The organism is Amycolatopsis sp. Poz14 (genome assembly GCF_006704225.1).
GTDB lineage: Bacteria > Actinomycetota > Actinomycetes > Mycobacteriales > Pseudonocardiaceae > Amycolatopsis > Amycolatopsis nivea.
Window position 1 is genome coordinate 8,050,882 of sequence record NZ_JACLHD010000001.1, and the last position, 25,918, is coordinate 8,076,799.

Here is a 25,918-nt window from a genome sequence, read left to right on the forward strand (position 1 = left end):
CCCTCACGACCAGCGCGCCGTGAGGGGCCCCTTCACGGAACTGGATTCCCTCGAGGAGTCCTTCACGGGCCTTCCGCGCCCGACGCAGCAACCGGCCGACGCCGCGGAAACTCCCGCACCAGCCCGGGCACGATCGCGAGCAGCAGCAACCACAAGAACCGCGCCGGGGTCAGCGTCGCGCCGGCCAGGCCCAGCGCGGCCGGAACCCCCACCCCGGCGAGCACCGCGACGAAGTCCCACGGCTTCCACCTCCCGGAAGCCACCCGCGCCACCACGCCCACGACCGTGAACGCCGCGACGCACCCGCACAGCAGCCATCGCGTCCCCGCCGCGAGGTGTCCGTGCGCGACCGACTCCACGGCGTCCCCGAACCCCGCCGCCAGCGCCGCCAGCAATCCGGCCACCAGGCAGTGCACCGGCAGCAGGACCCGCGGGCCCCAGGCAGTCTGGGACAGATAGGGAATCCCGCCGAATCCCTGGAACAACGCCGCTCCCCACAACGCCGCCAGCAGCGCCAGCACCCCGAGCACGGTCGAGAGCAGCGGCCATTCCCAGTCGGGGATCTCCGTCATCGCGTCGGTGACCGTCAGGACGCCCTCGCCCAGCACGATGATCGTGAACAGCCCCAGCCGCTCGCCGAAGTGCGCGAGGTCCAGGTGCGCGAAGGCCAGCCCCGGCACCGGCCGCTTCGACTGGGTGGCCCGTTCCGCCACCTTGGCCGCGACCTGCTCCCCCGACATGGTCAGCCCGGCCACCAGGTCGATCGCCAGCCCGAGTGCCCACAGCAGGTACTTCCCCGGCGCGTCGACCCAGAACGAGACGACCCACGGCACCACGCCCATCCCGGCGTGCACCACCGGCCATTCGACGATGATCCGCGTGTTTTCCCGGCCTTCCCAGACCCGGCTGGCGAGCGCGCGCACCGCCACGTAGGAGATGGCGAAGCCCTGTGCGTGCTCGCCGATGTCGTGCACCGAACCGGCCATGAAAACCAGCCCGGCCATCGCGAGCAGCACCGGCATCGCGCGCGCCGCTTCCCCGGTGACGTTGCCGTACACGGTGAAGCACATCCACGCGGTCCAGAACGCGAGGAAGCACACGACGTAGAGGCCGGCGTCGCTCCAGGAAGTCGTTCCGCGCACGAGGTGCGAAAGCTGGGCGACGCCGGCGACCGCGACCAGGTCGAAGAAAAGCTCGAGCCAGGACGCGTGGCGTTCCTCGGTTTTCATGATCACGGCGGCAAGTATGCCGTGCTCGGGAATGCCCCGCCCTAAACCGCGCGCGCTCCGTCCTGCCACACTTCCCGAACATTCCCCGCCAGAGCCGGGAAATCGTAAATATCGCCCGAAACAACCACGAGGTCCGCGCGATACCCCGGTGCCAAGCGGCCCAGTTCGGCGTCCTTGCCCAGCAGCCGAGCGGCCGACGACGTCGCGGCGACCAGCACGTCCGCCGGGCTCATCCCGGCCGAGCGCATCAGTTCCAGCTCTTCGAGATTCGTCCCGTGCGGGCCGACGCCGCTGTCGGTGCCCATCGCGATCCGGACCCCGGCTTCGACGGCCCGGCGCACCGACTCGAGGTGGACTTCCGCGACCTCTTTCGCCTTCTGCACCACCGCATCCGGCAACGCGGCGCCGGCGGCCGCCGCGCGGATGACGTTCACCGGAGCGACCAGCGTCGGGACGAGCCAGGTGCCGCGCGCGAGCATGAGCTCGATCGCCTCGTCGTCGAGGTAGATGCCGTGTTCGATCGACCGGATCCCGGCGCGGACGGCGTTCTTGACCCCCTCCGCGCCCTGTGCGTGCGCCATCACCGCCCGCCCCTGCATGGTCGCTTCGGCGACCAGGACGTCCAATTCCTCCGGCGTGAACTGCGAATGCCGAGGATCGTCCCGAGGGGACAGCACGCCGCCGGTGGTGCAGACCTTCAACACGTCCGCCCCGGCGCGCAACAGCGTGCGCGCCACCCGGCGCATCTCGTCGGGGCCGTCGGCCAGCGCGCTCGGACGGCCGGGATGCGGGAGCGACAGCGGGACGCAATGCCCGGACGGCATCCACCCGTCGCCGTGCCCGCCCGTCGGGCTGATCAGGCCGATCGCGATTTCCAAGCGGGGACCGGGAATCAGGCCGTCCGCGACGGCCTGCTTGATGCCGAGATCGGCCCCGGCGGCGTCGCGCACGGTGGTGATGCCGAGCTTCAGCGTGGTCCACAGGTTCCGGGCCGCCTCGTAGAACTGGTACGAGAACGGCTTCTGGACGCGCTGCAGCAACCCGAGGTCGGAGACCGTGACGTGCACGTGGCAGTCGAACATCCCGGGCAGCAGCATCGTGCCGGCGCAGTCCACCGCGCGGTCGCCGTCGAGGCCGGTGCCGACCTCGACGATCCGGCCGTCCTCGACCACGACGTCCGCGGGGGCGGGCGCGCTGCCCGTCCCGTCGAACACCGTGCCGCCGGTGAAAAGGGTCCGCGTCATACCGGTTCTCCTGTCTGCACAACGTTTCCGGACCGGGTCACGGCCCGTTCGACGGCTGCCGCGATGGCGAGCACGACCACGTTGACCGCGAGCCCGACCAGCCCGACGTTCACCGTGCCGACGAGCTTGGTGTCCACGAAGGTCAGCCAGATCACCACGACCTCGCCCGCCAGCAGCCCGGCGAACACCGGGACCTTGCCGACCGGGACCTTCTTCAGGAAGCCCAGCAGGTTCGCCGGGGCCAGCTGCACCGAGCCGGAGTAGGTGAGCAGCAGCAGGTTCGCCAGCAGGTCCGGCCGGAAGATGCCGAGCACCAGGGCGAGCGCGCTGGCCAGCACGACCGTCCCGTGGTTGATCCAGAACTGCTTGCGCTCGCTGCGCACCCGGGTGATGTTCCGTGCCACCAGCGAGGAAATGCCGATCAGGATGCCCGCCGCGGGCACCATCGCGGTGGCCGTCGCGGCGACCACCACGAGCCCGGTGACCCAGCCCGGCAGCGCGTCCTTGCTCAAGGTCAGCAGCACGCCGTTCGGGTCGCTTCCCTTGGGCACCACCAGGACCGCCGCGAACCCGATGATCATCGGCAGCAGCAGGCACAGCTCGTACACCGGCATCCAGGTGTAGTTGCGGCGCAGCACCTTCGGGTCGCGCGCGGACATCAGCGCGGGCCAGGTGTGCGGCAGCGTCATCAGCCCGACGCCGATCGCGCTGACCAGCATGCTCGTGATGAACCACGTGTGGTCGTTGGCCCCGGCGTGCACGAACAGCTTCTCCGGATGCAGCTGGTCGATCTTGTGGAAGACCCCGGACACGCCGCCCGCGAAGTGCGCGGGCACCGCGATGATCAGCACCACCAGGACGACGAGCATGATCGCGTCCTTGAAATACGACGTCGCCGCGACGCCGCGCAGCCCGGCCCACAGCACGAACGCGACCACCAGCACGCTGCCCGCGATCATGCTGAGCGTGCCGGACGCGTGGTCGCCGGTCACGAGCCGGACGATCAGCCCGAGCCCGGTGATCTGCAGTTGCAGGTACGGCAGCACGAACACGACGCCGAGGATCGCCGACACGGTGCCCAGCGCGCGGCTCGAATACCGGTCTTCGAGGAAGTCGCCCTGGGTCAGGTAGCCGCGTTCCTTGCCCATCCGCCAGATCCGCTTGGCGAGGAAGAACAGGATCACGTAGGCGATCGGCACGTACGGCAGCGCGTACATCGCGGCCACGCCGCCGGAGAACGCCAGCCCGGCCATGCCGAGGAAGGTGAAGGTCGTGAAGACCTCGCCAGCTTGCAGGAACCACATGGTCAGCGCGCCGAACTTCCGGCCGCCGACGGTCCATTCCGCGAGGTCCGCGGCGGGACGGCGGCGGCCGACGAAGCCGAGCACGCCGATGAGCACGATGCCGGCGAGAGTGAAGGCGAGGATCATCGTCAATCCTCCTCGCCGCTGCGGGACAGCAAGCGTTCCGACAGCAGCAGCGCCGGAGTGAACATGAGACACCAGAACGCGCCCCAGACCATCATCTTCGGCAAGCCCAGCCACAGGCCGGAGGAGTTGACGAAGGGGAGGAACGGCATGAGGACGAGAGCGACTACGGGGACGATCGGGGGGAGGTAGTAGCTGCGCATGCGCACACGCTGCCAGACGGCGCGGCACTCGGCAGGTTAGTTTCATACCGGTTTCGCAGCCCTCGAGCCGCAGTCCGGTTTACAGCGGGATGGCGTGTTCGGTCGCGTAGTGGTGGATCAGCGACTCGATGGTCCGGCGGAACGCGTCCTGGCGGCTGTCGCTCAGGGTTGCCGCCAGCTGGCCCAGTTCGGTGTCGATCGCTTCGCGCACCTGGTGCACCACGGCTCGCCCCGCCGAGGTGACCGTGACGTGGACGGCTCGGCGGTTGCCGGGGACCGCGATGCGCTGGACCAAGCCGCGGCGTTCGGCCCGGTCCACCAGCCCGGTGACGCTGGACTTCTCCAGTTCGAGGATCCCGGCCAGTTGCCGCATGCCGATCTCGCGGTCGTCCAGCACGGCGAGCATGCGCAGCTGGGTGACGGACAGTCCTTCGTCCCCGGCCAGGCGGCCCAGCACGGCTTGCACGATGAACGACAGCTGGACGAGGGCGTCGGTGAGGTTCAGCTCCGGCGGCGGTGCGTCTGCGGGCGGGGAAGCGGTCACGGGACCAGGTTAGCTTGACTTAGTTCGTGACACCAACTATTTTGGTTCGTGTCACCAACAGTCCGTGAGACGAACCGAGGGAAACGCGCTGATGGCAGGCACGAAACGCATTGCCGTCGTCGTGGGCAGCACCCGTCCTTCCCGGATTTGCGCGGATGTCGCGGCCTGGACGCGGGCCCGGCTGCAGGAGGACAGCGAACTCGGCTACGGGCTGGTCGACCTCGCGGAGATCGCGTTGCCGTTCCTGGACGAGCCCGTCAAGGCCGCGGCGCAGCAGTACACACACGAGCACACGCGGGCCTGGAGCGAGCTCGTGCAGAGCTATCACGGGTTCTTTTTCGTGTTCCCGCAATACAATTGGGGCTATCCGGGGGTGCTCAAGAACGCGCTGGACTATCTCTACCGGGAGTGGCGCGATCGGCCCGCGAGCCTGCTCGCCTACGGCGCCCGCGGCGGCGGGAAGGCCGCCGAGCAGTTCGTCACCGTCCTGCACGGGCTGCACATGCGAGTACTCGACACCCACGTCGAAGCCATCATCACCGACGCGGACGTGGACGACAACGGACAGCTGCGCGACGTCGAAGGAACGCTGCGTCCGAACCGCGCGCTGCTGCGCAAGATCGACGAAGAAATGACCGAAGCGCTGAGCTGTCAATGACTGGAGGAATGATCATGACCGAGCAATCACGCCGGGTAGGTTTCATCGGGCTCGGAAGGATGGGCACCGCCATCGCCGGACGCCTGCTCGACGCGGGCTACGACGTCACCGTGTGGAGCCGCAGCGCGGGCAAAGCGGACGAGCTGGCCGCCCGAGGCGCAACCGTGGGCGAAACTCCCGAGGACGCGATCGCCACCGGAACAGTCTTCTCCATGCTGAGCGACGAAGCCGCGGTGCGGCAGGTGTTCACCGCCGAGCGGCTCCGTTCCGCTCCGGAGGGTTTTGTCCACGTCAACCACGCGACGATCAGCCCGGGCGGGGCGCGCGAGTTCGCCGCACAGGACGGGCGATACCTCAGTGCACCGGTGGTCGGCCGTCCGGAAGCCGTGGTGGCCGGGAACCTGACCGTGCTGGTGTCCGGCGCCGCGGACGTCCGGGCCGAAACCGCGCCGATGCTGGCTGCGATCGGACGGCGGGTCTGGGAGTTCGGCGACGCCGTGGACGCCGCGCCGACGGCGAAGATTTCGGTGAACTATCTGATCATTCACGCGTTGCAGGCGCTGTCCGAGTCGATCACCTTGCTGGAGAACGCCGGACTGGACGCCGGGCAGTTCGTCGACATGATCAATGATTCCGTCTTTCCCGGCGCGGTGTACCGAGGCTACGGCGACGCCATCGCCACCAGCAGTTACACGCCGCCGGGGTTCACCGCCGCGCTCGGGCTGAAAGACCTGAAGCTCGCGCTGGACACCGCCGGCGAACTGGGCGTCGAACTGCCCGCCGGACCGGTCCTTCAGGACGTGTTCGCCACCGCGGTCGAGCAGGGAGGCGCGGACCTCGACTGGGCGAGCATCGCGGAGGTGACCCGGCGGCGGTCGCACTGAGCAGCGGCCGCTTCGCGGAGGGGCAGACCGCCGAACGATGGAAATTTCCCTGGCACCTGGAGTAACCCTGCTGCCCCCGGAGGCCGTTCCGGAGCCGTCGCCCGGCACCTCGGCAAGCGCTTGAGCAGCACCGCGCCGGGAATGCACAGGAGCGGGGTGGGGACAACCCCAGCACGAGCCGTCGGGTCTGCTGGTTTCCCGCCGGGGCGCCGCGCCGCAATACTCGCCCGGGTGACCACCGAAAAGCTCGTCCTCCCCTCGCCCCCACGGCCGGGAAGCGACTTCGCCCGGCTCTGCCGCCGGATCACCGACGCCGGTCTGCTCGACCGCCGCCCCGGCTACTACACCGCTCGAATCGCGCTCCTGACCGTGCTGTTCGCGGGAGGCTGGGTCGCGTTCGCGCTGCTCGGCGACTCGTGGTGGCAGCTCGCCGTGGCCGCGTTCCAGGCGTTCATGTTCGGGCAGATCGCCCTGCTTTCGCACGATCTCGCGCACCGGCAGGTGTTCCGGACGCGCCGTCCCGCGGAGATCGCCGGGCGTCTCGCCGGGAACCTCGGCATCGGGATGAGCTACGGGTGGTGGATGGACAAGCACACCCGCCACCACGCCAACCCGAACCACGAGGAACTGGACCCGGACGTCGACCCGGACGTCCTCGTGTGGTCCCAGCGCCAGGCCCGGGAGGCGCGCGGCGTACCCCGGTTCATCGGCCGCCACCAGGCGGTGCTGTTCTTCCCGCTGCTCACCCTCGAAGGCCTCAACCTGCACTGGTCCGGCATCCGCGCGGTCGCGCGCCCCGGCCTGCGCCGTCGCGGGCTCGAAGCGACGCTGCTGTTCACCCACGTCGCGGTCTACCTCGCCGCGCTGTTCATCGTCCTCCCGCCGGGTCTGGCGCTGCTGTTCTTCGCGGTCCACCAGGGACTGTGGGGCGTCTACATGGGGTCGATCTTCGCGCCGAACCACAAGGGCATGCCGACCCTGACCGGCAAGACGGACCTGGACTTCCTGCGCAAGCAGGTGCTCACCTCCCGGAACGTCGCGGGCGGACCGGTGATCGACGTCCTGCTCGGCGGCCTCAACCACCAGATCGAGCACCATCTGTTCCCGAGCATGCCGTCGGTGCACCTGCGCCGCGCCCAGCCGATGGTGCAGGCGTACTGCGCCGAGATCGGCATCCCGTACCTGCGCACCGGGCTGGTGTCCTCCTACCGGCAGACGCTGCGTCACCTGCACGAAGCTGGGGCTCCTCTCAGGAACGCTTCGTAGACTCGGTGGCATGACCTTCCAAGCATTGACTCCGGCGGCCTTCGGCGCGAAGGCCGCCGGAGCTCGTGCTGAGCGGATGCGCCAGTCTCCGCAGTACGCCGACGGCGTCTTCCACAACGCCGCCGCCACGCGCGCGACGCCCTCCTCCCCCGGCGGGCTCGTCCGCGAGTTCCTGTTCGGCGAGGACCGCGCCCGCCGCCGGCCGGGCGGTGAGATCCCGCTGGTCTCCTCGCCCGCCGCCTCCGCCGCAGACGGTCTTTTCCTTACCTGGTACGGACACGCGTCCACGCTGGTGGAGATCGACGGCGCCCGCGTGCTGTGCGATCCGGTGTGGGGCGACCGGGTTTCGCCCGCCGCGTTCGCCGGGCCGCGGCGGCTGCACGCTCCCCCGGTTTCGCTGCGCGAACTGGGCAGGCTGGACGCGATCGTGATTTCCCACGACCATTACGACCATCTGGACCTGCCCACCGTCCAATCCTTGATTTCGCTGACGGACGCACCGTTCCTCGTCCCGCTCGGCGTCGGCGCGCATCTCGAACGGTGGCACGTCCCGGCCGCGCGGATCATCGAACTCGACTGGCACGAGGACGCGCACGTCGCCGGGATCCGGTTCGTCGCCACGCCCGCGCAGCACTTCTCCGGCCGCGGCCTCGCGAACGACAGCACGCTGTGGGCGTCGTGGGTGATCGCCGGTCCGGAGCATCGCGTCTACTACAGCGGCGACACCGGATACTTCCCCGGTTTCGCCGAGATCGGCGCGAAGCACGGCCCGTTCGACGCGACGCTGATCCAGGTCGGCGCGTACGCCCCGCATTGGCCGGACATCCACATGACGCCGGAAGAAGGCGTCGCCGCCCATCTGGACGCGCGCGGCGGGCTGCTGGTCCCGGTGCACTGGGCGACGTTCACGCTGGCCATGCACACCTGGTCGGATCCCGCGGACCGGGTGTGGCGGGAGGCGAAGGCGAACGACCTCCCGCTCGCGATCCCGAAACCCGGGCAGCGGATCGACGCGGCCGCCCCGCCGCCGGTGGACGGATGGTGGCAGACCCTGGGCTGACGGACGGCCGCCCCGTCCGTCAGCGTCCGGATCCCGCCGCGCTGATCCACGCCGTCACGAACGGACCCGATTGGCGCGCCGACGACCTGCTGCGGGCCTCCGAACGGACCCAGCTCCGCGTGATCCGGGCCGGCGGTCCCCCGGATGCGTTGACGGTGCTGGGATTGCTCGGCCGCACCGCCCTCGTGCGCCGGTCCGCGCTCGCGTGCCTCCGCTAGACGGCGGCGCGAGAGGACCCGAATTCGATCCGGTGCCGATGCACGCCGCCGAACATCTTTTCCGGGCTCATCACGGTCTTCATCATCAACGGCATCAGCAGGTCACGCATGATCCGCGCGACCGGCCCCGCCGCCTTGTCGTTGTTGATCTTCGCCGCCCGCGCGATGATCCGCTCGACCCGTTCCCGCCGGGCCGCCTCGTATTGAGCGAAAGCCGTTGCCACGTCCGGAGAATCCCGCAGCGCACGAGCCAGTTCGAGCGAGCTCTCGACCGCCTGCGACGCTCCCTGCCCGGAACTCGGCGACGTCGGATGCGCGGCGTCGCCGACCAGGACGACCCGGCCGCGATGCCACGTCCGCACCGTCGGGATGTCCTCCAGGACCCCAGGCTGGCCAACGTCTTCCGGCTTCAGCAGGGCGATGATGTCGCGCGCCGGGACGTCGTCCGCGTGCCGTTCGCGCAGCACCGAGAGCCAGTGCTCCGGCGACGCGGTCTTCGCCTCGGCCGGGTCGGCGGCGGGGACGTTGCTGAACCAGAGAATCTCGTCCGCGTCGATGAAGTAGCCGAAGAACGCCCGCTTGCCGAAGGCGAAATGCTGGTAGTTCCCGGTGACCGGCAGGCCGGGGTTGCGGATCCAGCCGCCGAGACCGAGCAGTCCGGTGTAGCGCGGAGCAGGTGCCGCCGGGTCCAAAGTGGACCGGACAGCCGACCGGATGCCGTCCGCGCCGATCAGCACGTCGCCGGTCGCGGAAGAACCGTCCGCGAAGTGCGCGATCACCCGGTCTGCTTTGTTCTCCACGGACTTCAGCCGCTTGCCGAATTCGACCGTGATCCCCCGACCCAGCGCTTCGTCCATCAGGGCGCGGTACAGCCGGTCCCGGCGCAGCAGCAGGCTCGACGGCAGACCCGGCAGCCCGTCGAATCTGCCGACCACCCGGCCTCGGTGATTCTGCATTATCATCCCGGGCACTTCGATGCCGACCGCGGCTACCGCGTCGTCGGCATCGATCTGCCGCAAAGCGTTGCGGCCGTTGGGAGACAGCGTCAGCGCGCTGCCGACTCCGTCCGCCGACTTCGGGTAAGCCTCGTAGACAACCGCTTCGATTCCCGCTCGCTGCAACGCCATCGCGGTAGTCGCACCGGCGATGCCGCCGCCGATCACTAGTACGTTCATGTTCTCCCCTTGAAATAGGTTTCCCACGCCTGCCGGTAGTCCTCCCCGGCAACCGACTCGGCGAGCCGTTCGACGAAGCCGCGCTCCGCCTCGACCTTCGTCAGCCGGTAGTCCTCCTCGACCAGGAACCACCAGGCGAGCCCCTGCTCCCGCGCGGCGCCGATCGTCGCGCGGATGTCGTCGGCGATCGCGGTGAGCGCGGCCAGCCGCTGCTGGAGCAGCTCCCGCACCTCGTCCGCCGGCAGCACCACGAACAGCGACAACGCCGCCCCGAACAGCGGATACTCGGTGGCCGGTTCGGCGACGAGCTCGCGCATCCAGTCGAACAGCTCGAGCCGCCCGGTGGGAGTGATGGCGTAAACGGTCCGCTCCGGACGCGCCGAATCGCGCAGCGTCTCCTGCGCCGCGATGAACCCGGCCTTCTCCAGCTGCCCGACCACCATGTACAGCGAGCTGCGGGTGTACTTGAAATCCCGCTCCTTGCCGTACTCCACGAACCGCCGTGCCATCTCGTACGGATGCATCGGCTCCTCGAGCAAGCCCGCCAGCACGGCCAGCCCGAGCGGATTCCCCACCACGCGTCGCTTCACCCACGAACTCCTTTAGTCAGGATCGACTATACGCAGAAGAGTAGTCGATGTCGACTATGCGGGCGTGGGGTAGGAAGGAGGCATGAAGCTCAAGCTCGATCTTCACGACATCTACAACCGCGGCGGGGAGATCGACCGGGCGCTGCGCGCGGTCATCGACGAGGCGGTCGCGAAGAAGGCGCCGCTCGTGGAGATCATCCCGGGCAAGGGGTCCGGGCAGCTGAAGAAGCACGTGCTGCGGTTCCTGGAGCGCAAGGACGTGAAGGCGCTCTACCACCGCGTCGAGAAGGACAAAGACAACTTCGGGCGGGTGTTCGTGCACTTCCGCTGGAAGTAGCGCGAACACCCGCGCGGAGTCAGAGCCAGTCGTCCGGGCGGGGCCAGGGCATCAGCGCGGTGAGCGCGTCCGGCACCGGCTCGGTGACCGTGTACTGGCCGCGGTGGAACAGCAGCGGGCGCGCGTCGGACGTCTCGCCCAGCGCGGTCACGCGGCCGACCACCACGTAGTGGTCCCCGGCCGGATGGACCGCCTGCACTGCGCAGTCCACCCAGGTCAGGGCTCCGTCCAGCAGCGGCGCACCCGACGGAGCCGGTCGCCAGGACACTCCGGAGAACTTGTCGCCGCCGCGGCGGCCGAACTCGGCGCAGACCGCCTGCTGGTCCTCGGCGAGCACGTTCACCGCGAACGTGCCCGCCGCGGCCAGCGCGGGCCAGGTGCGCGACGTGCGGGCGACGCAGAACAGCACCAGCGGCGGGTCCAGCGACAACGCGGCGAAGGACTGGCAGGCGAAACCCACCGGTCCGGTCGGCGCGACGGCCGAGGAGTCCTCGACGTAGCCCGTCACCACGGTCACTCCGGTGCAGAAGTGGCCCAGCACCTCGCGAAACCGGTCCGGCACGGCGTCGGAGACCGCGGCTGTCATTGCGCGCCCACGGAGAAGTCGTGGCCCCACAACGAAACCGCGGTGCTCTCGCGAGCGATCCACGCCTCGTCCTCGACCTGCCTGCCCTCACAGCCGAACTCGACGTCGAAGCCGCCGGGGGTCTTCATGTAGAACGACAGCATCAGGTCGTTCACGTGCCGGCCGAGCGTCGCCGACATCGGGACGTTCTTGCGCTTCGCGCGGTCCAGGCACAATCCGACGTCGTCGGTCTCCTCGACCTCCACCATCAGGTGCACGATCCCGCTCGGCGTCGGCATCGGCAGGAACGCCAGGCTGTGGTGGCGCGGATTGCAGCCGAAGAACCGCAGCCACGCCGGGTCGCCGTCGGCCGGGCGGCCGACCATCTGCGGCGGGAGGCGCATCGAATCGCGGAGCCGGAAGCCCAGCACGTCGCGGTAGAACCGCAGCGCGGCCTCGTCGTCGTGGGTCGACAAAACCACGTGGCCCAAGCCCTGCTCGCCGGTCACGAACCGGTGCCCGTACGGGCTCACCACGCGCCGGTGCTGCAGCGCGACGCCGTGGAACACCTCCAGCGTGTTGCCGGACGGATCGGTGAAGCTGATCATCTCCGCGACCCGGCGGTCCGCCAGTTCCTCCGGCGTGCCTTCCTTGTACGGCACCGAAGCCGCGTCGAGGCGGGCGCGGACGTCGTCCAGTTCCGCGGCGTTGGCCGCTTCCCAGCCCGCCTGCGCCAGCCGGTCCTTCTCTCCCGGCACGATCACCAATCGCGCCGGGAAATCGTCCATGCGCAGGTAGAGCGCGTTCGGGTCGGTGCCCGAACCCTCCACCATGCCGAGCACCTTCAGCCCGTAGACGCGCCAGGCGTCCATGTCCGTGGCTTCGATGCGCAGATATCCCAGCGAACGGATAGCCATCACGAACTCCCGAGGAAGTCGAGGGCGAGTCGGTTGAACTCGTCGAACTTCTCCAGCTGCGCCCAGTGCCCGCAGCCGCCGAACACGTGCAGTTGCGCACGCGGAATCGTCTTCAACGCCAGCAGTGCGCCGTCGAGCGGGTTGACCCGGTCCTCCCGGCCCCACACGAGCAAAACCCGTTGGCGCAGGCGGTAAGCCTCGCGCCACAACATGCCTTCCTCGAAGGAATCCGGCAGGCTGAACGACTTGCCCATCGCCCGCATCGCGGCGAGCGATTCCGGCGAACGCGCGATCTCGAAGCGTTCGTCGATCAGCTCGTCGGTGACCAGAGCCTGGTCGTGCACCATGATCCGGAGGAACGCTTCCATCCGCTCCCGCGTCGGGTCCCCGGCGAACTTCGACAGCAGCCGCACGCCTTCGGTCGGGTCCGGGGCGAACAGGTTGACGCTCAACCCGCCCGCGCCCATCAGCACCAGCCGCCCCGCGCGTCCCGGATGGTTCAACGCGAGCCGCACCGCCGCGCCCGCGCCGAGCGAATTGCCGACGAGGTGCGCCTTTTCGATGCCGAGCTGGTCCATCAGGCCGACGACCGCGTCCGAGCTGTGCCGGAAGTACTGCGGGTGGTCAGTCGGCTTGTCCGACCGGCCGAACCCCGGCTGGTCGACCGCCAGCGTCCGGTAGGACTTCCCGAACACCGGCAGGTTCCGGCCGAAGTTGCTCCACGCCGAAGCACCGGGACCGCCGCCGTGCAGCAACAGCACCGTCTCGGCGTTTTCGGCACCGGACTCGTGGTAGTGCAGGCGAATACCGCCCGCAGTGTCTACATAGGAACCTTCAGGCGCCATCAGACCATCGCATTCTCAACAGGCAAGCCGAACTCGCCGGTGCCGAACATGACGTACGCGCGCTCCGCGTCGTTCGCCGCGTGCACCCGGCCCGCGTGCGCGTCGCGCCAGAAGCGCTGGATCGGCGTGCCCCGCTGCAGCGCGCGGCCGCCGGAGTTCTCGAAAAGCCGGTCGATCGCGGAGATCGCCCGCTCGGTGCCGCGCACCTGGTCCCGGCGCACCCGCAACCGCGTGCTGAACGGCAGCTTCTCGCCCTTGCAGGCCAGCTTGTACAGCTCGTCGATGTTGTGCGTCAGCTGCAGCCAGGCCGCGTCGATCTCGCTGCCCGCCTCGGCGATCCGCACCTTCGAGAACGGGTCCTCTTTGGACTGTTCGCCCGCGTACGCCGCCCGCACCCGCTTGCCCTGGTGCTCCACGTGCGCGTCGTACGCGCCCTGCGCCATCCCGATGATCGGCGCGGTGATGGTGCTCGGGTGCACGGAACCGTACGGCAGCCGGTACAGCGGACCCGGATTGACTTCCTGGCCCGGGGTCTTGCACTTCGACGTCGCCATGAAGCTCAGCGCGCGGTGCTTCGGCACGAAAACGTCCTCGACGACGATGTCGTTGGACCCGGTGCCGCGCAGCCCGACCGTGTCCCAGACGTCCACAATGGAGTAGTCCGAGATCGGCACGAGATACGTGCAGAAGTCCACCGGCTTGCCGTCGGCGAACGCCGGACCGCCCAGCAGCACCCACGTGCAGTGGTCGCTTCCGGACGAGAAGCTCCATCGCCCGGACAGCCGGTAGCCGCCCTCGACGACGGTCGCCTTGCCCATCGGCGCGTACGAAGAAGAAATCCGCACGTCGTGATCCTCGCCCCACACGTCCGCCTGGGCTTGCGCGTCGAACAACGCGACGTGCCACGGGTGCACGCCGAGAATCGACGCGACCCAGCCGGTGGACCCGCAGGCGCTCGCGATCATCTTGACCGCGGTGTAGAAGGTGACCGGGTCGGCTTCCAAGCCGCCGTACGGTTTCGGTTGCAGCAGGCGGAAAAATCCGGTCTCCTGCAGCGCTTTCACTGATTCGGCGGGGATCCGACGGGCATCCTCGGTCTCCTGTGCGCGTTCCCGCAGCACGGGAAGCAGGTCGCGCACCCCCGCGATCACGGCAGCCAGCTCGCTCATCGGCCGTCCTCTCTCGCTCGACACGCTCAAGACTAGAACACGTTCTCGTTTTTGTCGACGCGGTCCGCCCCGCGCGCGCCGTGCAACCCTGCCCGGCGGCCGGAAAACACGCAGTCAGCCAGCGAAAGGCCGCTCACATACGACCTGGAACAGATTCCCACCGCGGTGCGTCCGGCAGCGTAGAGACCGCGGACGCCGGCCACCGCGCCGGTGTCCTCGTCGACCACCAGACCGCCCAGCGTCAGCATCGGGCACGGGTAGCCGAGGTTCGGTTTCACCGACACGTCGATCAGCGAGTACGGCGGCGTGTCCAGCGGGCGCGCGAAGTCCGCCGGCTTGCCCGCCGGATCGGGACCGCGCTGGTACTCGGCGTAAGTCGCCGCCAGCCCGTCCGGGTCGATTCCGGCGCGCGCGGCCACCTCCTCGATGGTCCCGGCGGTCACCCGGCCCTTGCCGAGCAGATACCGCAGTTGCAGCGTCGCGAACCACTGGCCTTGTTTCCGCCCGTCGCGCCGCGCTTCGGCGACGATCGGCTCGTCGACCAGCAGCCAGCCGCGTCCGCCGTGCTCGGCGATCATGCGCTCGCCGATCGCCGCGCCGTACCGGGATTCGTCGATGATCCGGCGGCCGTCCGCACCCACCAGCAGGCCGCCCAGAAACGCCGACGGCGGCGTCAGGAACCGCCACGCCGACACCCGGTCCAGCTCCGCCGTGCGCCCGCCGACCTCCACGCCCATCCGGATGCCGGAACCGTCGTCGGCGGAAGTTCCCAGATCGAGCCCGCCGCGGTACGCGGGCGCGTGCTCGCGCACCATCGCCCGGTTCACGATGAACCCGCCCGCCGACAGCACCACGCCTCGGCGTGCACTGATCCGCAGCTCACGCGCGTGCTTGCGTTCAATCCGTTCCACCCGCTGGTGCAGCGACCGGCGCATCGCGGGCACGTAGATACCCGGCTTCGCCGCCCAATCCGCGAGCCGCGCGTGCCGTGCCCGCACCCACGAAGGCGCGTCCCGCAAACTGTGCGTGAGCACCCCGTTCACCGTGCCCGAGTCGTCGGTGATCAGGTTCATCGCCTGCGTCTGCGGCAGCACCCGCACGCCGCGCTCGCGAGCCGCCGCCAGCAACTGCTTCATCAGCAGCTTCCCGGACGTGCCCGGCCCCTTGACCCGGTGTCCCCGCGGCGCGGGTTTCGCCACGTCGCGGAAGCCGCCGGACAGTTCGCTGCCGGAGTAGTACAGATAGTGCTTGTTGCTGGGATACGACGTCTTGTAGTCGCACATGCTGCCCTCGAACGGCACACCTTGGCGCTCCAGCCACGCGACCATGTCGACGCTTTCCTCGCAGAACCGCCGCAACGTCCGCTCCGACACGACCTCGCCGGTTTCCATCCGCAGGTACGCGTACATCGCGTCCACGCTGTCGTCGACGCCCGCGGCGCGTTGCTGCGGCGTCCCTCCCCCGGCGTAGACCACGCCGCCGCTCACGCGACTGGCCCCGCCGCCGGAAAACCGGTCCACGAGGAGCACGCTGGCGCCCGCGTCGGCCGCTTCGATGGCCGCGCACACGCCGGCCGCGCCGGCTCCGATGATCACGACGTCCGCCCCGAGCTCGTCCATAGTCCGCCACCCTAGAACTGGAACACGTTCTCGTCTATGGTGACGGAAGTGGCCCCGAGCAGGCCAGCTTTAGCCGATAACACGTTGCATGTGAGGTGGCATGTCGGACGAGTACGACGTGGTGGTGGCCGGCAGCGGCGCCGCCGGGATGACCGCCGCGCTCGCCGCCGCCCATCGCGGGCTTTCCGTGGTGGTGCTGGAAAAGGCAGCCTGCTTCGGCGGTTCGACCGCCCGCTCCGGCGGGGGCGTCTGGCTGCCCGGCAACCACGCGCTGCGGGCCGCGGGCATCGAAGAACCACCCGAACGCGCGAGGCAGTACCTGGAGTCGATCGTCGGCGACGTCGTTCCGGAGCACCTGCGCACGACCTTCCTCGACCACGGCCCCGAGGTGCTCGAGTTCGTCACCCGGAACACGCCGTTGGAGTTCAAGTGGGTGCCCGGGTACAGCGATTACCACCCGGAGGCGCCCGGCGGACGCCCCGGCGGCCGGTCGGTCGAGCCGAAGCCGCTCGACGGCAAACTGCTCGGCAGCGACCTGGCACAGCTCGAACCGCCGTACAGCGCGCCGCCGCTCGGCGTGCCGATCACCCAGTCGGACTATCGCTGGCTGAGCCTGATCGCCCGGCATCCGCGCGGCTTCGCCCGGATGCTGTCGCTCGGGATGAAGTGGCTGGTCGGGCGCGTCCGCGGGCAGCAGCCGCTGTCCATGGGGCAAGCGCTTGCGGCCGGGTTGCGGAAGGGCCTGCGAGACGCGGGCGTCGAGGTCCTGCTGGACACGCCGCTGGTCGATCTGCAGGTGGAGAACGACGTCGTCACCGGCATCGTGGCCCGGCACGACGGCGAGGAAAAGCTGTTCCGCGCGCGGCGCGGTGTGGTGCTGGCCTGCGGCGGCTTCGAGCACAACGAAGAGATGCGCATCAAGTACCAGCGCGCGCCGATCGGCACCGAATGGACCGTCGGCGCGGAGGCGAACACCGGCGACGGCATCAACGCCGGGCTCAAGCTCGGCGCGGCGACCGACCTGATGGACGACGCCTGGTGGGGCCCCTCGTTCCCGCTCACCGGCGGCCCGTGGTTCGCGCTCGCCGAGCGCTCGCGGCCCGGCTGCCTGATGGTCGACGCCGCCGGTACCCGGTTCGTGAACGAATCCGCGCCGTACGTCGAGGCTGTGCACGCGATGTACGGCGACGGCGACGGCCCGGGCAAGCACGTCCCCGCGTGGCTGGTGTTCGACCAGCGCTACCGCGACCGCTACCTGTTCACCGGCCTCGGCCCGCGGCAGCCGCTGCCCGGGCGCTGGTACAAGGCCGGGATCGTGGCGAAGTCCGCGACGCTGGCCGGGCTCGCCGAGAAGATCGACGTGCCCGCCGATGCGCTGGAGCAGACCGTCACGCGGTTCAACGGCTTCGCGCGCAAGGGCGTCGACGACGACTTCCAGCGCGGGCTCAGCGCCTACGACCACTACTACGGCGACCCGCGCAACCGCCCCAACCCGAGCCTCGGCGAACTCGCCAAGGCCCCGTACTACGCGGTCCGCGTGGTGCCCGGCGACCTGGGCACCAAAGGCGGGCTGCGGATTGACGAGAACGCCCGCGTCCTGCGCGAGGACGGCACGGTCGTGCCCGGCCTCTACGCGGCGGGCAACACCAGCGCGCCGGTGATGGGCCGGACCTACGCCGGGCCGGGCGCGACCATCGGCCCGGCGATGGTTTTCGGCTACCTTGCGGCGCAGGCGCTGGCGAACGAAGATCAGACCGGCACGGGAGGCAGGCAGTGACGCCGAAGACCGATGGATCCGAGATCCGCACGATCGACGCCGGGGCGCCCCCGGCGCGGTACGCCCGCGGCTGGCACTGCCTCGGGCTTGCCGACAGCTTCCGCGACGGCAAACCGCACGCGGTGCAGGCGTTCGGCACGAAGCTCGTCGTGTTCGCGGACACCGCGGGCAAGCTGAACGTGCTCGACGGGTACTGCCGGCACATGGGCGGCGACCTCACCCAGGGTTCGGTGAAGGGCGACGAGATCGCCTGCCCGTTCCACGACTGGCGGTGGGGCGGCAACGGCAAGTGCAAGTCGATCCCCTACGCCAAGCGGGTCCCGCTGCGGGCGCGCACCCGGGCGTGGCAGGTGCTGGAGGAGAACAAGCAGCTGTTCGTCTGGCACGACCCGGAGGGCAACCCGCCGCCGGAGAACGTCGTGATCCCGCGCGTCGAGGGCGCGTTCAGCGACGAGTGGAGCAACTGGACCTGGGACTCGATCCTGATCGAGAACGCCAACTGCCGCGAGATCATCGACAACGTGGTGGACATGGCGCACTTCTTCTACATCCACTACGCCTTCCCCACGTATTTCAAGAACGTGTTCGAGGGCCACATCGCCACCCAGTACCTCAACACCAAGGGCCGCCCGGACATGGGCATGGCGTCCAATTACGGCGGCGAGGAAAACCTGCTGCGCTCGGAGGCGTCGTACTTCGGCCCCTCCTACATGATCAACTGGCTGGTGAACTCCTTCCAGGGCTTCGAAATCGAGAACGTGCTGATCAACTGCCACTATCCGGTTTCGCCGACGTCGTTCGTGCTGCAGTGGGGCATCATGGTCAAGAAGATGCCCGGCATTTCCGACGAGCACGCGGACAAGATCGCGCAGAAGCTCGCGAAGGGCATCGGCGTCGGCTTCCTGCAGGACGTGGAGATCTGGAAGAACAAGACCAAGATCGACAATCCGCTGCTGTGCGAGGAGGACGGCCCGGTCTACCAGCTGCGCCGCTGGTACGACCAGTTCTACGTGGACGCCGCCGACGTCACCGAGGACATGACGCGCCGGTTCGAGTTCGAAGTGGACACCACGAAGGCGAACGAGGTGTGGGCGGCCGAGGTGCAGGAGAACCTGGCGCGCCAGCGCGCGGAGGCCGAGGCGGAGGAGGCTGGGGTGTGACGGCCGAAGCGACCGAATTCCTCACCTCCGGGCTGCGGCCGCACGAGTGCCGCAGCTGCGGGACCTGTGTGCTGGTCAAGAAAAACAGCCTGAAGCACACCAGCATCCAGTGGACCACCGACGCCTCGACCAGCTGTCCGGTGTTCGCCGCGCATGCCGCTTCCGGCGGCACCACTGCGTTGCTGGACACCTGCGAGAAACTCGCGGACAGCATCGACAGCGCGGTGCGCGACGGCGATTTCGGGCCGGTGCGCAATGGCTGACGTCGTCACACTTACCGTCGCCGAGGTGATCGAGGAAACCGCGGACGCCCGGTCCATTGTGTTCACCGTCCCGGACGAGCATCTGGAGCGGTTCGCGTACTCCCCCGGGCAATTCCTCACGCTGCGGATTCCCAGCGACCGAACGGGTTCGGTCGCGCGGTGCTATTCGCTTTCGAGCGCGCCGCACGAGGGCCGGGTGCAGGTCACGGTCAAGCGGACTGCCGACGGGTACGGCTCGAATTGGGTTTGCGACGAACTGCGGGCGGGCGCGACGATCGACGTGCTGCGGCCGTCCGGCGTGTTCTGTCCGTCCTCTTTGGACTCCGATTTTCTGTTGTTCGCCGCGGGCAGCGGGATCACGCCGGTGATGTCGATTCTCAAGTCCGCGCTGGAAAAGGGCGCCGGACAGGTGGTGCTGGTCTACGCGAACCGCGACGAGCAGTCGGTGATTTTCGCCGCCGAACTGCGCGAACTGGCCGAGCGGTTCGGCGATCGGCTCACCGTGGTGCATTGGCTGGAAAGCTTGCAGGGCTTGCCGACCGTCACCGCATTGCGGGCGCTTGCCAAGCCTTACGTCGGGCACGAAGCGTTCCTCTGCGGCCCAGCGCCGTTCATGGCCGCCGCACAGGACGCGTTGCGCGAACTCGGCGCGCCGCGGGAACGTGTGCACGTGGAGAAGTTCCACTCGCTCACCGGGAATCCCTTCGCGGACGAGCCCGAACCCGTAGACGACACAGCGGACGAAGGCGGCGAGACGACCGCGCTCACCGTCGACCTCGACGGCGAGACCCGGCAGCTGTCCTGGCCGCGGCAGCGGAAGCTGCTCGACCACCTGCTCGCCGAGGGCCTCGACGCGCCGTACTCCTGCCGCGAAGGACAGTGCAGCGCGTGCGCGTGCCGCATCGTCTCCGGCGAGGTGAAAATGCTGAACAACGAGGTGCTGGACGCCGAGGACATCGCCGACGGGATCGTGCTGGCCTGCCAGTCGGTACCGTTGACCGACGAGGTGTCCGTCAGCTACGAGTGAGTGGAGAGCCCGTGCCCATCGACCCCGCGGTCGCGATCGGAGCCGATCTCGGCGAGGTCAATTTCGCCTGGACGCCGTCCGACGTGCTGCTGTACCACCTGGCCGTCGGCGCGGGCGCGGACCCGGTGGACGAGCGCGAACTGCGCTACACCTACGAGCGCGACCTGCGCGTGCTGCCGACCTTCGCCACCGTCGCGGCGAACCTCCGCACCTTCGAACCGCCCGCGCTCAAGTTCCCCGGCATCGACGTCGACCTGGCGAAAGTGCTGCACGGCAAGCAGGAGATCGAACTGCACCGGCCGATCCCGGTCGAGGGCAAGGCGGTCGCGCGGACCCGGATCGCCGACGTCTTCGACAAGGGCAAGGCTGCGGTGCTGGTGCAGGAGACCGAGGTCGCCGACGAGTCCGGCACTCCACTGTGGACAGCCCGGTCCAGCATCTTCGCCCGCGGCGAGGGCGGCTTCGGCGGCGAACGCGGGCCGTCGGACAAGATCGAGTGGCCCGACCGCGAACCAGACGCCGTGCTCGACGTGCCGACGCTGCCGCAGCAGGCGCTGTTGTACCGGCTGTGCGGCGACCGCAACCCGCTGCACGCCGACCCCGCGTTCGCCAAGGCCGCCGGGTTCGACCGGCCGATCCTGCACGGGCTGTGCACGTACGGCGTGGTCGCGAAGGCCGTGGTCGACGCGTTCCTCGACGGCGACCCCGAGCGCGTCTCGGCATTCGGGACGAAGTTCGCCGGCGTCGTCTTCCCCGGCGAAAACCTGCGCGTGCGCGTGTGGCGCGAAACCGGACGTCTGCTGGTCACGACCACCGCGCCGGAGCGTGCCGACGCGCCTGTGCTGGCCGACACAGTGCTGCGGTCCCGCTGAGCGTCGGGACCGTTATACGGTTGTCCCATGGCGGACGAGCGAGACGGCACCTTCTTCGTGGTGCGCGGGCCAGTCGAGCCGGGCGACAAGCGCGGCCGTGAGCTGGGCTTCCCCACCGCGAACATCGCGCTGCGCGACCAGCGCGGCGAACTCGGCGACGGGGTGTGGGCCGGCTGGGCGGAACGCGCGGACGGCACGCGCGTGGCCGCCGCGGTGTCCGTGGGCCGCCGCCCGACCTACTACGGAGCCGACGGCTACCGCCTGGTCGAGGCCTTCCTGCTCGACTTCGAGGGCGACCTGTACGGCGAACGCCTCATCGTCTGGCTCGGCAAGCACCTGCGGGACCAGGAGGCTTACGGCTCCGCGCAGGAACTGATCGACGCGCTGGGGCGCGACGTCGCCGCGGCTCGCGAGTGGGTCGCCGCACATCCGGCCGAGGCGCTGCCGACGCTGGCCGAGCTCCCGCCGGACGGGGAAGTCCAGCGGCTCGGCTGAGTCAGCCTGCCCGGCTGTGCGTCGCAGGGCCGGGCTGAGTCACACGCCAGCGAGCAGCATGACGCCCATGCCCGCGCCCATCGCCGCCCGGCACAGCGTGCGCGACGCGTGCCCTGGCGCCGCCGTGCCGCGCGACCGCAGCGCCACCACGCCCGAGCGCGCCGCGTCGAGCGCGAAGTAGGCCGCCGCCACCAGCGCGACCACCGGCCACGCCAGCCTCGTGTCCATTGTGGACATCGTGAGCCACGGCCCGTGGACCATCCCGCCGTGCGGCATCGCCGTGACCATGTACAGCATCGCCGCCGCCGACAATGCGTGGTGCGCGCAGCCATGCCCCTCGGCCCGGCCTCGCCAGGCGGAGACGGCGAACCAGCCCGCGGTCAGCACCAGCACGGCCTGCCAGCCCGCGGCCGGGATCGGGCCGCCGACCGGCGACAGCATCGCGACCATCGCCACCACCAGCAGCAGTTCGGCGAGGTCCCCGTTGCGCACCCGGTGGCCGAGGCTGACGTAATCGAGTCTCACCAGCCGCAGCACGCACGGCAGTGCCAGCAACGCGAACAGCACGGTGAACAGCCACGCCAGCGGCACAGTCACCTCGGCACCTCGCTCTTCGGACACGCTGCGTCACACGGTCCTCACTACCGTGACACGCGTGAGAAGGAGGCACCAGCCAGCAATGAGGTGATCCGCGTTGACCCACAAGGGTTATGCGCGCACCGGCAAGCCCAGGTCAGGGAGTTGTCAACACCAGCCCGCTCGTCGGGACGCCAGTCCCCGCCGTGACCACCGCCGTACCGGCACCGGCGACCTGGTTGGCCGCCGTTCCGCGCAGCTGCCGGACCGCCTCCGCGATGCCGTTCATGCCGTGGATGTACGCCTCGCCGAGCTGGCCGCCGTGCGGGTTGAGCGGCAGTTTCCCGTCGAGGGTCAGCGTGTCGCCCGCGATGAAGTCCTTCGCCTCGCCGCGACCGCAGAAACCCAGCTCCTCAAGCTGCATCAGCACGTACGGGGTGAAGTGGTCGTACAGCACCGCGACGTCCACATCGGATGGTCCGATCCCGGATTGCGCCCACAGCTGCCGTCCGACCACGCCCATCTCTGGCAGCGCGGCGAGATCGTCGCGATAGTAGCTGGTCATCACGTACTGGTCCGGCCCGCTCCCCTGCGCCGCCGCCGAAACCACCACCGGTGCCTGCCGCAGGTCACGCGCACGCTCGAGACTGGTGATCACGAGCGCGACGCCACCGTCGCTTTCCTGGCAGCAATCGAGCAGGTGCAACGGTTCCGCGACCCAGCGCGACGCCTGGTGCTCCTCCAGCGTGATCGGCCTGCCGTGGAACCAGGCGTTCGGGTTGGTGGCCGCGTGCGCCCGGTCGATGACCGCGATCTTGCCGAAATCCTCGCTGGTGGCCCCGTATTCGTGCAGATACCGCTGCGCGACCATGGCCACCGTCGCGGCCGGGGTCGCGATGCCCATCGGATAGTGGAACGCGTTGTCCACCCCGGACGTGTTCACCTGCTGGGCCGCGGCCGCCGACACGCGTCCGAACCGCATTCCGGACCGCTCGTTGAAGGCCCGGTACGCCACCACGACGTCGGCGATCCCGCTGGCGACCGCCATCGCCGCCTGCTGCACGGTCGCCGCCGCCGCGCCGCCGCCGTAATGCACGCGGCTGAAAAACGTCAGCTCCGGGATGCCCAGTTCGCGGGCGAGCGCGATTTCCGCGTTGCCGTCCATGGTGAACGACACCATGCCGTCCACATCGGACGGTTTCAGCCCGGCGTCCGCCAGCGCGTGGCTGACGCATTCGGCGGCCAGCCGCAGCTCGCTGCGTCCGGAATCCTTGGAGAATTCCGTCGCGCCGATCCCGGCGATGGCGGTGGTCCCGGTGAACGTCATGCATCCTCCTCCGGCAGCGTCAGCGAAACCGTGCCGGTCACGTGCGCACCTAAACTGTCCACAGCGGACACTTCGAGTTCCACCTCGTTGCCGTCGCGGGCGGTGACCCGGCCGGAGAAAGTGAGCGTGTCCCCGGCGTAGCAGGGCACGCCGAGCCGGATCTTGATCGAGCGGATGAGCGCCTGCGGACCGGCCCACTCGCTCACGTATCGCTGCACCAAGCCAGTGTCGGTCAGGATGTTGAGGAAAATGTCCTTCGATCCGCGTGCGACCGCGGCGTCGCGGTCGTGGTGCACGTCCTGGAAATCCCGGGTCGCCAGCGCGGTGCTGATCACGAATGTCGGCGTCGCCTCGAGCACCATCGGCGGCAGTTCGGTCCCGACCGCGGCAGTCATCGCGCCACCTTCCACGCGGGCAGGGTCAATTCGTCGTCGACGCGCACGAACGCGGCGACGACCGGGAGTCCGATGTGGACCTCGTCCGGATCGGCGTCCAGCAGTTCGGCCATCACTCGCACGCCTTCCTCCAGTTCGACGAGCGCGACCACGAACGGCAGCCGCTTGCCCGGCACCGCCGGATGGTGGTGCACGACGAAGCTGTAAACGGTTCCGCGTCCGCTCGCGACGACGTAGTCCGGCACCGTGTCGAGCGATCCGTCCGGCGGCATCGGGCCGGGCGGATGCCGCAGGACCTCGCCCCACCGCTGGATGCGCAGTTCGCCTTCACGGAGACCGTCCCAGAAGAACTTCGTGTCGTGGCTGATCACCGGCCGCAGCACCGGCGACGGCGGCGGTTCCGGTTCGCGCGGGCGGAACTTCAGCACGCGGAACACCATGTCCGCCACCAGTTCCCCGTCGACATACCAGTTCGTCCGGGTGGTCACGAACCAGCCCTCGCCGAGCCCGGTGCGCTTCGGGCCGGAGACGTCCTCCAGCGTGTTCGTGGTCGAAACGTGCTCGCCGGGCCGCAGGTAGCGGTGGTAGGTCTGCTCGGAGTTGGTGGCCACAATGGACGTGTACCCGGCGTCGTCGAGCACCTTGAGGATCAACCCGAGCGGGTCGTCGTCCCCGCGCACGCCGTGCAGCCCCGGCATCGTCCACACCTGCGCCATCGCCGGCGGCGCGACGAGTCCCTTGTGGACACTCGTTTCGGCGAAGTCCGCGTCGGTGTAGACCGGGTTGGCGTCGCCGATCGCCTCGACCCAGTTGTGCACCATCGCCTGGTTCACCGGATCGCGCGCGTACCTCGGCGCGCTTTCGCCCTGTGCGGCGATTTTCGCGGCGGCTTCCTCGATCGTCATCGCGGCACCCTCGGCAGTTTCAGTCCGGCGGAGGCGATCAGTTCGCGCTGGATCTCGCTGACGCCTCCGCCGAACGTCAGCACCAGGTTCCGTTTCGCCAGCACGTCGAGCCATTCGGCGAGTTCCGCGGTGTCCGGGTCGGCGAGATCGCCGTGCCGCCCGACCAGCTCTTCCAGCAACCTCCCGATCCGCTGGATTCGCTCGGAGGCGAACACTTTCGTCGCCGAGGCGTCGGCGATCTCGACCGACCCGTGCGCCGCTGCCGCCGCGACCTGCCAGTTCAGCAGTTCGTTGACCCGCGCGACCGCGAACGTCTCGGCCAGCACCGCGCGCACGTCCGGAAGGTCGAGCAACGCCGCGCCGTCCGGGGTCCGGCGCGCCGCCGCCCACGCCCACACGCGGTCGTGCAGGCCGCCGATGCGCCCGGCTGGGCCGAGCATCACGCGCTCGTGGTTGAGCTGCGTCGTGATCAGCCGCCAGCCGCGGTTTTCCTCCCCCACCAGCATGTTCGCCGGCACCCGGACGTCCTCGTAGAACGTCGCGTTGACGTGGTGCGCGCCGTCGCAGGTGATGATCGGCGTCCACGAATAGCCGGGATCGCGGGTGTCCACGATGAGGATCGAGATGCCCTTGTGCTTCGGCGCGTCCGGATCCGTGCGCACGGCGAGCCAGACGTAGTCCGCGTCGTGGCCGCCGGTGGTGAAGATTTTCTGGCCGTTGATCACGTAATCGTCGCCGTCGCGGACCGCGCGCGTGCGCAGCGAGGCGAGGTCCGTCCCGGCTTCCGGTTCGGTGTACCCGATGGCGAAATGCACTTCCCCGGCCAGGATTTTCGGCAGGAACAAGGCTTTCTGCTCCTCGGTGCCGAACGCCTGCAGCGTCGGCCCGACCGTCTGCAACGTCACCGACGGCAACTGGACGTCCGCGCGGGCGGCTTCGTCGACGAAGATGTGCTGCTCGATCTCGCCGAAACCGCCGCCGCCGTACTCCTTGGGCCAGCCGACGCCGAGCTTCCCGTCGCGGCCCATCCGGCGCACGACGTCGCGGTACACCTGCCCGTGCCGCTCCCGCAGCAACGCGCGGCGCTCGTCGGCGGTCAGCAGGCCCGCGAAGTACTCGCGCAGCTGCGCCCGCAGTTCTTGTTGCGCGGCCGTCAGTTCGATGTGCATGC

The 25,918-nt window shown here is 69.4% G+C and carries 29 protein-coding genes; 12 read left to right on the plus strand and 17 right to left on the minus strand.

The features are described from left to right. Positions 1–62 precede the first annotated feature (62 nt). The 5 genes from FKO37_RS37325 to FKO37_RS37345 form a co-directional block, all read right to left on the minus strand. Positions 63–1,229, minus strand: a complete 1,167-nt coding sequence (locus FKO37_RS37325) for a low temperature requirement protein A (protein ID WP_238608394.1) — start codon at positions 1,227–1,229, stop codon at positions 63–65. Positions 1,230–1,270: 41 nt separating this feature from the next. Then, entirely contained in the window at positions 1,271–2,473 is a 1,203-nt protein-coding gene (locus FKO37_RS37330; RefSeq protein WP_238607545.1) for an amidohydrolase family protein, read from the minus strand. Then, positions 2,470–3,903, minus strand: coding sequence for a sodium:solute symporter (locus FKO37_RS37335; RefSeq protein WP_051171808.1), 1,434 nt, complete (start codon positions 3,901–3,903; stop codon positions 2,470–2,472). The genes FKO37_RS37330 and FKO37_RS37335 overlap by 4 nt, the downstream gene beginning before the upstream one ends. Positions 3,904–3,905: 2 nt before the next feature. Beyond that, complete coding sequence (locus tag FKO37_RS37340; RefSeq protein WP_037713222.1) at positions 3,906–4,103, minus strand: hypothetical protein; 198 nt, start codon at positions 4,101–4,103, stop codon at positions 3,906–3,908. Between the two features lie 79 nt (positions 4,104–4,182). Further along, complete coding sequence (locus FKO37_RS37345) at positions 4,183–4,647, minus strand: MarR family winged helix-turn-helix transcriptional regulator (RefSeq protein WP_238607546.1); 465 nt, start codon at positions 4,645–4,647, stop codon at positions 4,183–4,185. Between the two features lie 91 nt (positions 4,648–4,738). Between FKO37_RS37345 and FKO37_RS37350 the strand changes: the two genes are divergently transcribed. The 5 genes from FKO37_RS37350 to FKO37_RS37370 all read left to right on the plus strand — a co-directional run bounded on the left by FKO37_RS37350 (position 4,739) and on the right by FKO37_RS37370 (position 8,733). Further along, entirely contained in the window at positions 4,739–5,305 is a 567-nt protein-coding gene (locus FKO37_RS37350; RefSeq protein WP_238607547.1) for an NADPH-dependent FMN reductase, read from the plus strand. Between the two features lie 14 nt (positions 5,306–5,319). Next, on the plus strand, positions 5,320–6,189 hold the full coding sequence (locus FKO37_RS37355; protein WP_238607548.1) for an NAD(P)-dependent oxidoreductase: 870 nt from the start codon (positions 5,320–5,322) through the stop codon (positions 6,187–6,189). A 231-nt stretch (positions 6,190–6,420) separates the two neighbouring features. Then, on the plus strand, positions 6,421–7,455 hold the full coding sequence (locus FKO37_RS37360; protein ID WP_037809977.1) for an acyl-CoA desaturase: 1,035 nt from the start codon (positions 6,421–6,423) through the stop codon (positions 7,453–7,455). 10 nt (positions 7,456–7,465) lie between these two features. Next, a complete protein-coding gene (locus tag FKO37_RS37365) occupies positions 7,466–8,515 on the plus strand; it encodes an MBL fold metallo-hydrolase (protein ID WP_238607549.1) in 1,050 nt (349 codons plus the stop codon). After that, a complete protein-coding gene (locus FKO37_RS37370; RefSeq protein ID WP_037809972.1) occupies positions 8,494–8,733 on the plus strand; it encodes a hypothetical protein in 240 nt (79 codons plus the stop codon). Before FKO37_RS37365 ends, FKO37_RS37370 begins: the two co-directional genes overlap by 22 nt. Here FKO37_RS37370 and FKO37_RS37375 read toward each other — a convergent pair. After that, positions 8,730–9,908: an NAD(P)/FAD-dependent oxidoreductase gene (locus FKO37_RS37375; protein ID WP_238607550.1), complete on the minus strand. Its 1,179-nt coding sequence runs from the start codon at positions 9,906–9,908 to the stop codon at positions 8,730–8,732. The genes FKO37_RS37370 and FKO37_RS37375 overlap by 4 nt on opposite strands. Beyond that, positions 9,905–10,498: a PadR family transcriptional regulator gene (locus FKO37_RS37380; RefSeq protein ID WP_134668201.1), complete on the minus strand. Its 594-nt coding sequence runs from the start codon at positions 10,496–10,498 to the stop codon at positions 9,905–9,907. The genes FKO37_RS37375 and FKO37_RS37380 overlap by 4 nt, the downstream gene beginning before the upstream one ends. An 82-nt stretch (positions 10,499–10,580) precedes the next feature. Between FKO37_RS37380 and FKO37_RS37385 the strand changes: the two genes are divergently transcribed. Beyond that, positions 10,581–10,835 (plus strand): Smr/MutS family protein, encoded by a 255-nt coding sequence (locus FKO37_RS37385; protein ID WP_009075408.1) that lies wholly within the window; start codon positions 10,581–10,583, stop codon positions 10,833–10,835. A 19-nt stretch (positions 10,836–10,854) separates the two neighbouring features. On the opposite strand, the gene hsaB is transcribed toward FKO37_RS37385, so the two are convergent. Genes hsaB through FKO37_RS37410 form a run of 5 tightly spaced genes read right to left on the minus strand, consistent with a single transcriptional unit; the run spans position 10,855 to position 15,950 of the window. Further along, the gene (hsaB, locus tag FKO37_RS37390) at positions 10,855–11,421 is read right to left on the minus strand and encodes a 3-hydroxy-9,10-secoandrosta-1,3,5(10)-triene-9,17-dione monooxygenase reductase subunit (RefSeq protein WP_037809967.1); all 567 of its coding nucleotides are present in this window, start codon (positions 11,419–11,421) and stop codon (positions 10,855–10,857) included. Continuing rightward, a complete protein-coding gene (gene hsaC, locus FKO37_RS37395) occupies positions 11,418–12,317 on the minus strand; it encodes an iron-dependent extradiol dioxygenase HsaC (protein WP_134731208.1) in 900 nt (299 codons plus the stop codon). The genes hsaB and hsaC overlap by 4 nt, the downstream gene beginning before the upstream one ends. Beyond that, positions 12,317–13,162 carry a 4,5:9,10-diseco-3-hydroxy-5,9,17-trioxoandrosta-1(10),2-diene-4-oate hydrolase gene (gene hsaD, locus FKO37_RS37400; RefSeq protein WP_238607551.1) on the minus strand — a complete coding sequence of 282 codons (846 nt, stop codon included), beginning with the start codon at positions 13,160–13,162 and terminating at the stop codon, positions 12,317–12,319. Before hsaD ends, hsaC begins: the two co-directional genes overlap by 1 nt. Continuing rightward, on the minus strand, positions 13,162–14,331 hold the full coding sequence (hsaA, locus tag FKO37_RS37405) for a 3-hydroxy-9,10-secoandrosta-1,3,5(10)-triene-9,17-dione monooxygenase oxygenase subunit (protein ID WP_238607552.1): 1,170 nt from the start codon (positions 14,329–14,331) through the stop codon (positions 13,162–13,164). Before hsaA ends, hsaD begins: the two co-directional genes overlap by 1 nt. Before the next feature lie 32 nt (positions 14,332–14,363). Further along, on the minus strand, positions 14,364–15,950 hold the full coding sequence (locus tag FKO37_RS37410; RefSeq protein WP_238607553.1) for an FAD-binding protein: 1,587 nt from the start codon (positions 15,948–15,950) through the stop codon (positions 14,364–14,366). Positions 15,951–16,050: 100 nt separating this feature from the next. Between FKO37_RS37410 and kstD the strand changes: the two genes are divergently transcribed. The 6 genes from kstD to FKO37_RS37440 are packed head-to-tail and all read left to right on the plus strand — an operon-like array spanning position 16,051 to position 21,544. Then, positions 16,051–17,727 carry a 3-oxosteroid 1-dehydrogenase gene (gene kstD, locus FKO37_RS37415; protein ID WP_238607554.1) on the plus strand — a complete coding sequence of 559 codons (1,677 nt, stop codon included), beginning with the start codon at positions 16,051–16,053 and terminating at the stop codon, positions 17,725–17,727. Continuing rightward, complete coding sequence (locus FKO37_RS37420) at positions 17,724–18,887, plus strand: Rieske 2Fe-2S domain-containing protein (RefSeq protein ID WP_134668205.1); 1,164 nt, start codon at positions 17,724–17,726, stop codon at positions 18,885–18,887. The genes kstD and FKO37_RS37420 overlap by 4 nt, the downstream gene beginning before the upstream one ends. Continuing rightward, positions 18,884–19,150, plus strand: coding sequence for a hypothetical protein (locus FKO37_RS37425; protein WP_037809957.1), 267 nt, complete (start codon positions 18,884–18,886; stop codon positions 19,148–19,150). Before FKO37_RS37420 ends, FKO37_RS37425 begins: the two co-directional genes overlap by 4 nt. Then, the gene (locus tag FKO37_RS37430) at positions 19,143–20,177 is read left to right on the plus strand and encodes a ferredoxin--NADP reductase (RefSeq protein WP_238607555.1); all 1,035 of its coding nucleotides are present in this window, start codon (positions 19,143–19,145) and stop codon (positions 20,175–20,177) included. Before FKO37_RS37425 ends, FKO37_RS37430 begins: the two co-directional genes overlap by 8 nt. 11 nt (positions 20,178–20,188) lie before the next feature. Continuing rightward, positions 20,189–21,049, plus strand: coding sequence for a MaoC/PaaZ C-terminal domain-containing protein (locus tag FKO37_RS37435; protein ID WP_238607556.1), 861 nt, complete (start codon positions 20,189–20,191; stop codon positions 21,047–21,049). A 27-nt stretch (positions 21,050–21,076) separates the two neighbouring features. Next, positions 21,077–21,544: a riboflavin kinase gene (locus FKO37_RS37440; protein ID WP_238607557.1), complete on the plus strand. Its 468-nt coding sequence runs from the start codon at positions 21,077–21,079 to the stop codon at positions 21,542–21,544. 39 nt (positions 21,545–21,583) lie between these two features. Here the strand turns inward: FKO37_RS37440 and FKO37_RS37445 are convergent, their stop codons facing one another. From FKO37_RS37445 to FKO37_RS37465, 5 genes are all read right to left on the minus strand, one after another. Next, entirely contained in the window at positions 21,584–22,141 is a 558-nt protein-coding gene (locus tag FKO37_RS37445; RefSeq protein WP_162473044.1) for a DUF5134 domain-containing protein, read from the minus strand. A gap of 136 nt (positions 22,142–22,277) precedes the next feature. After that, positions 22,278–23,447 carry a lipid-transfer protein gene (locus tag FKO37_RS37450; protein ID WP_238607558.1) on the minus strand — a complete coding sequence of 390 codons (1,170 nt, stop codon included), beginning with the start codon at positions 23,445–23,447 and terminating at the stop codon, positions 22,278–22,280. Then, a complete protein-coding gene (locus FKO37_RS37455) occupies positions 23,444–23,842 on the minus strand; it encodes a MaoC family dehydratase (protein ID WP_037809943.1) in 399 nt (132 codons plus the stop codon). Before FKO37_RS37455 ends, FKO37_RS37450 begins: the two co-directional genes overlap by 4 nt. Beyond that, positions 23,839–24,747: a bifunctional MaoC family dehydratase N-terminal/OB-fold nucleic acid binding domain-containing protein gene (locus FKO37_RS37460; protein ID WP_238607559.1), complete on the minus strand. Its 909-nt coding sequence runs from the start codon at positions 24,745–24,747 to the stop codon at positions 23,839–23,841. The genes FKO37_RS37455 and FKO37_RS37460 overlap by 4 nt, the downstream gene beginning before the upstream one ends. Next, complete coding sequence (locus FKO37_RS37465) at positions 24,744–25,916, minus strand: acyl-CoA dehydrogenase family protein (protein ID WP_134668234.1); 1,173 nt, start codon at positions 25,914–25,916, stop codon at positions 24,744–24,746. The genes FKO37_RS37460 and FKO37_RS37465 overlap by 4 nt, the downstream gene beginning before the upstream one ends. Positions 25,917–25,918 lie beyond the last annotated feature (2 nt).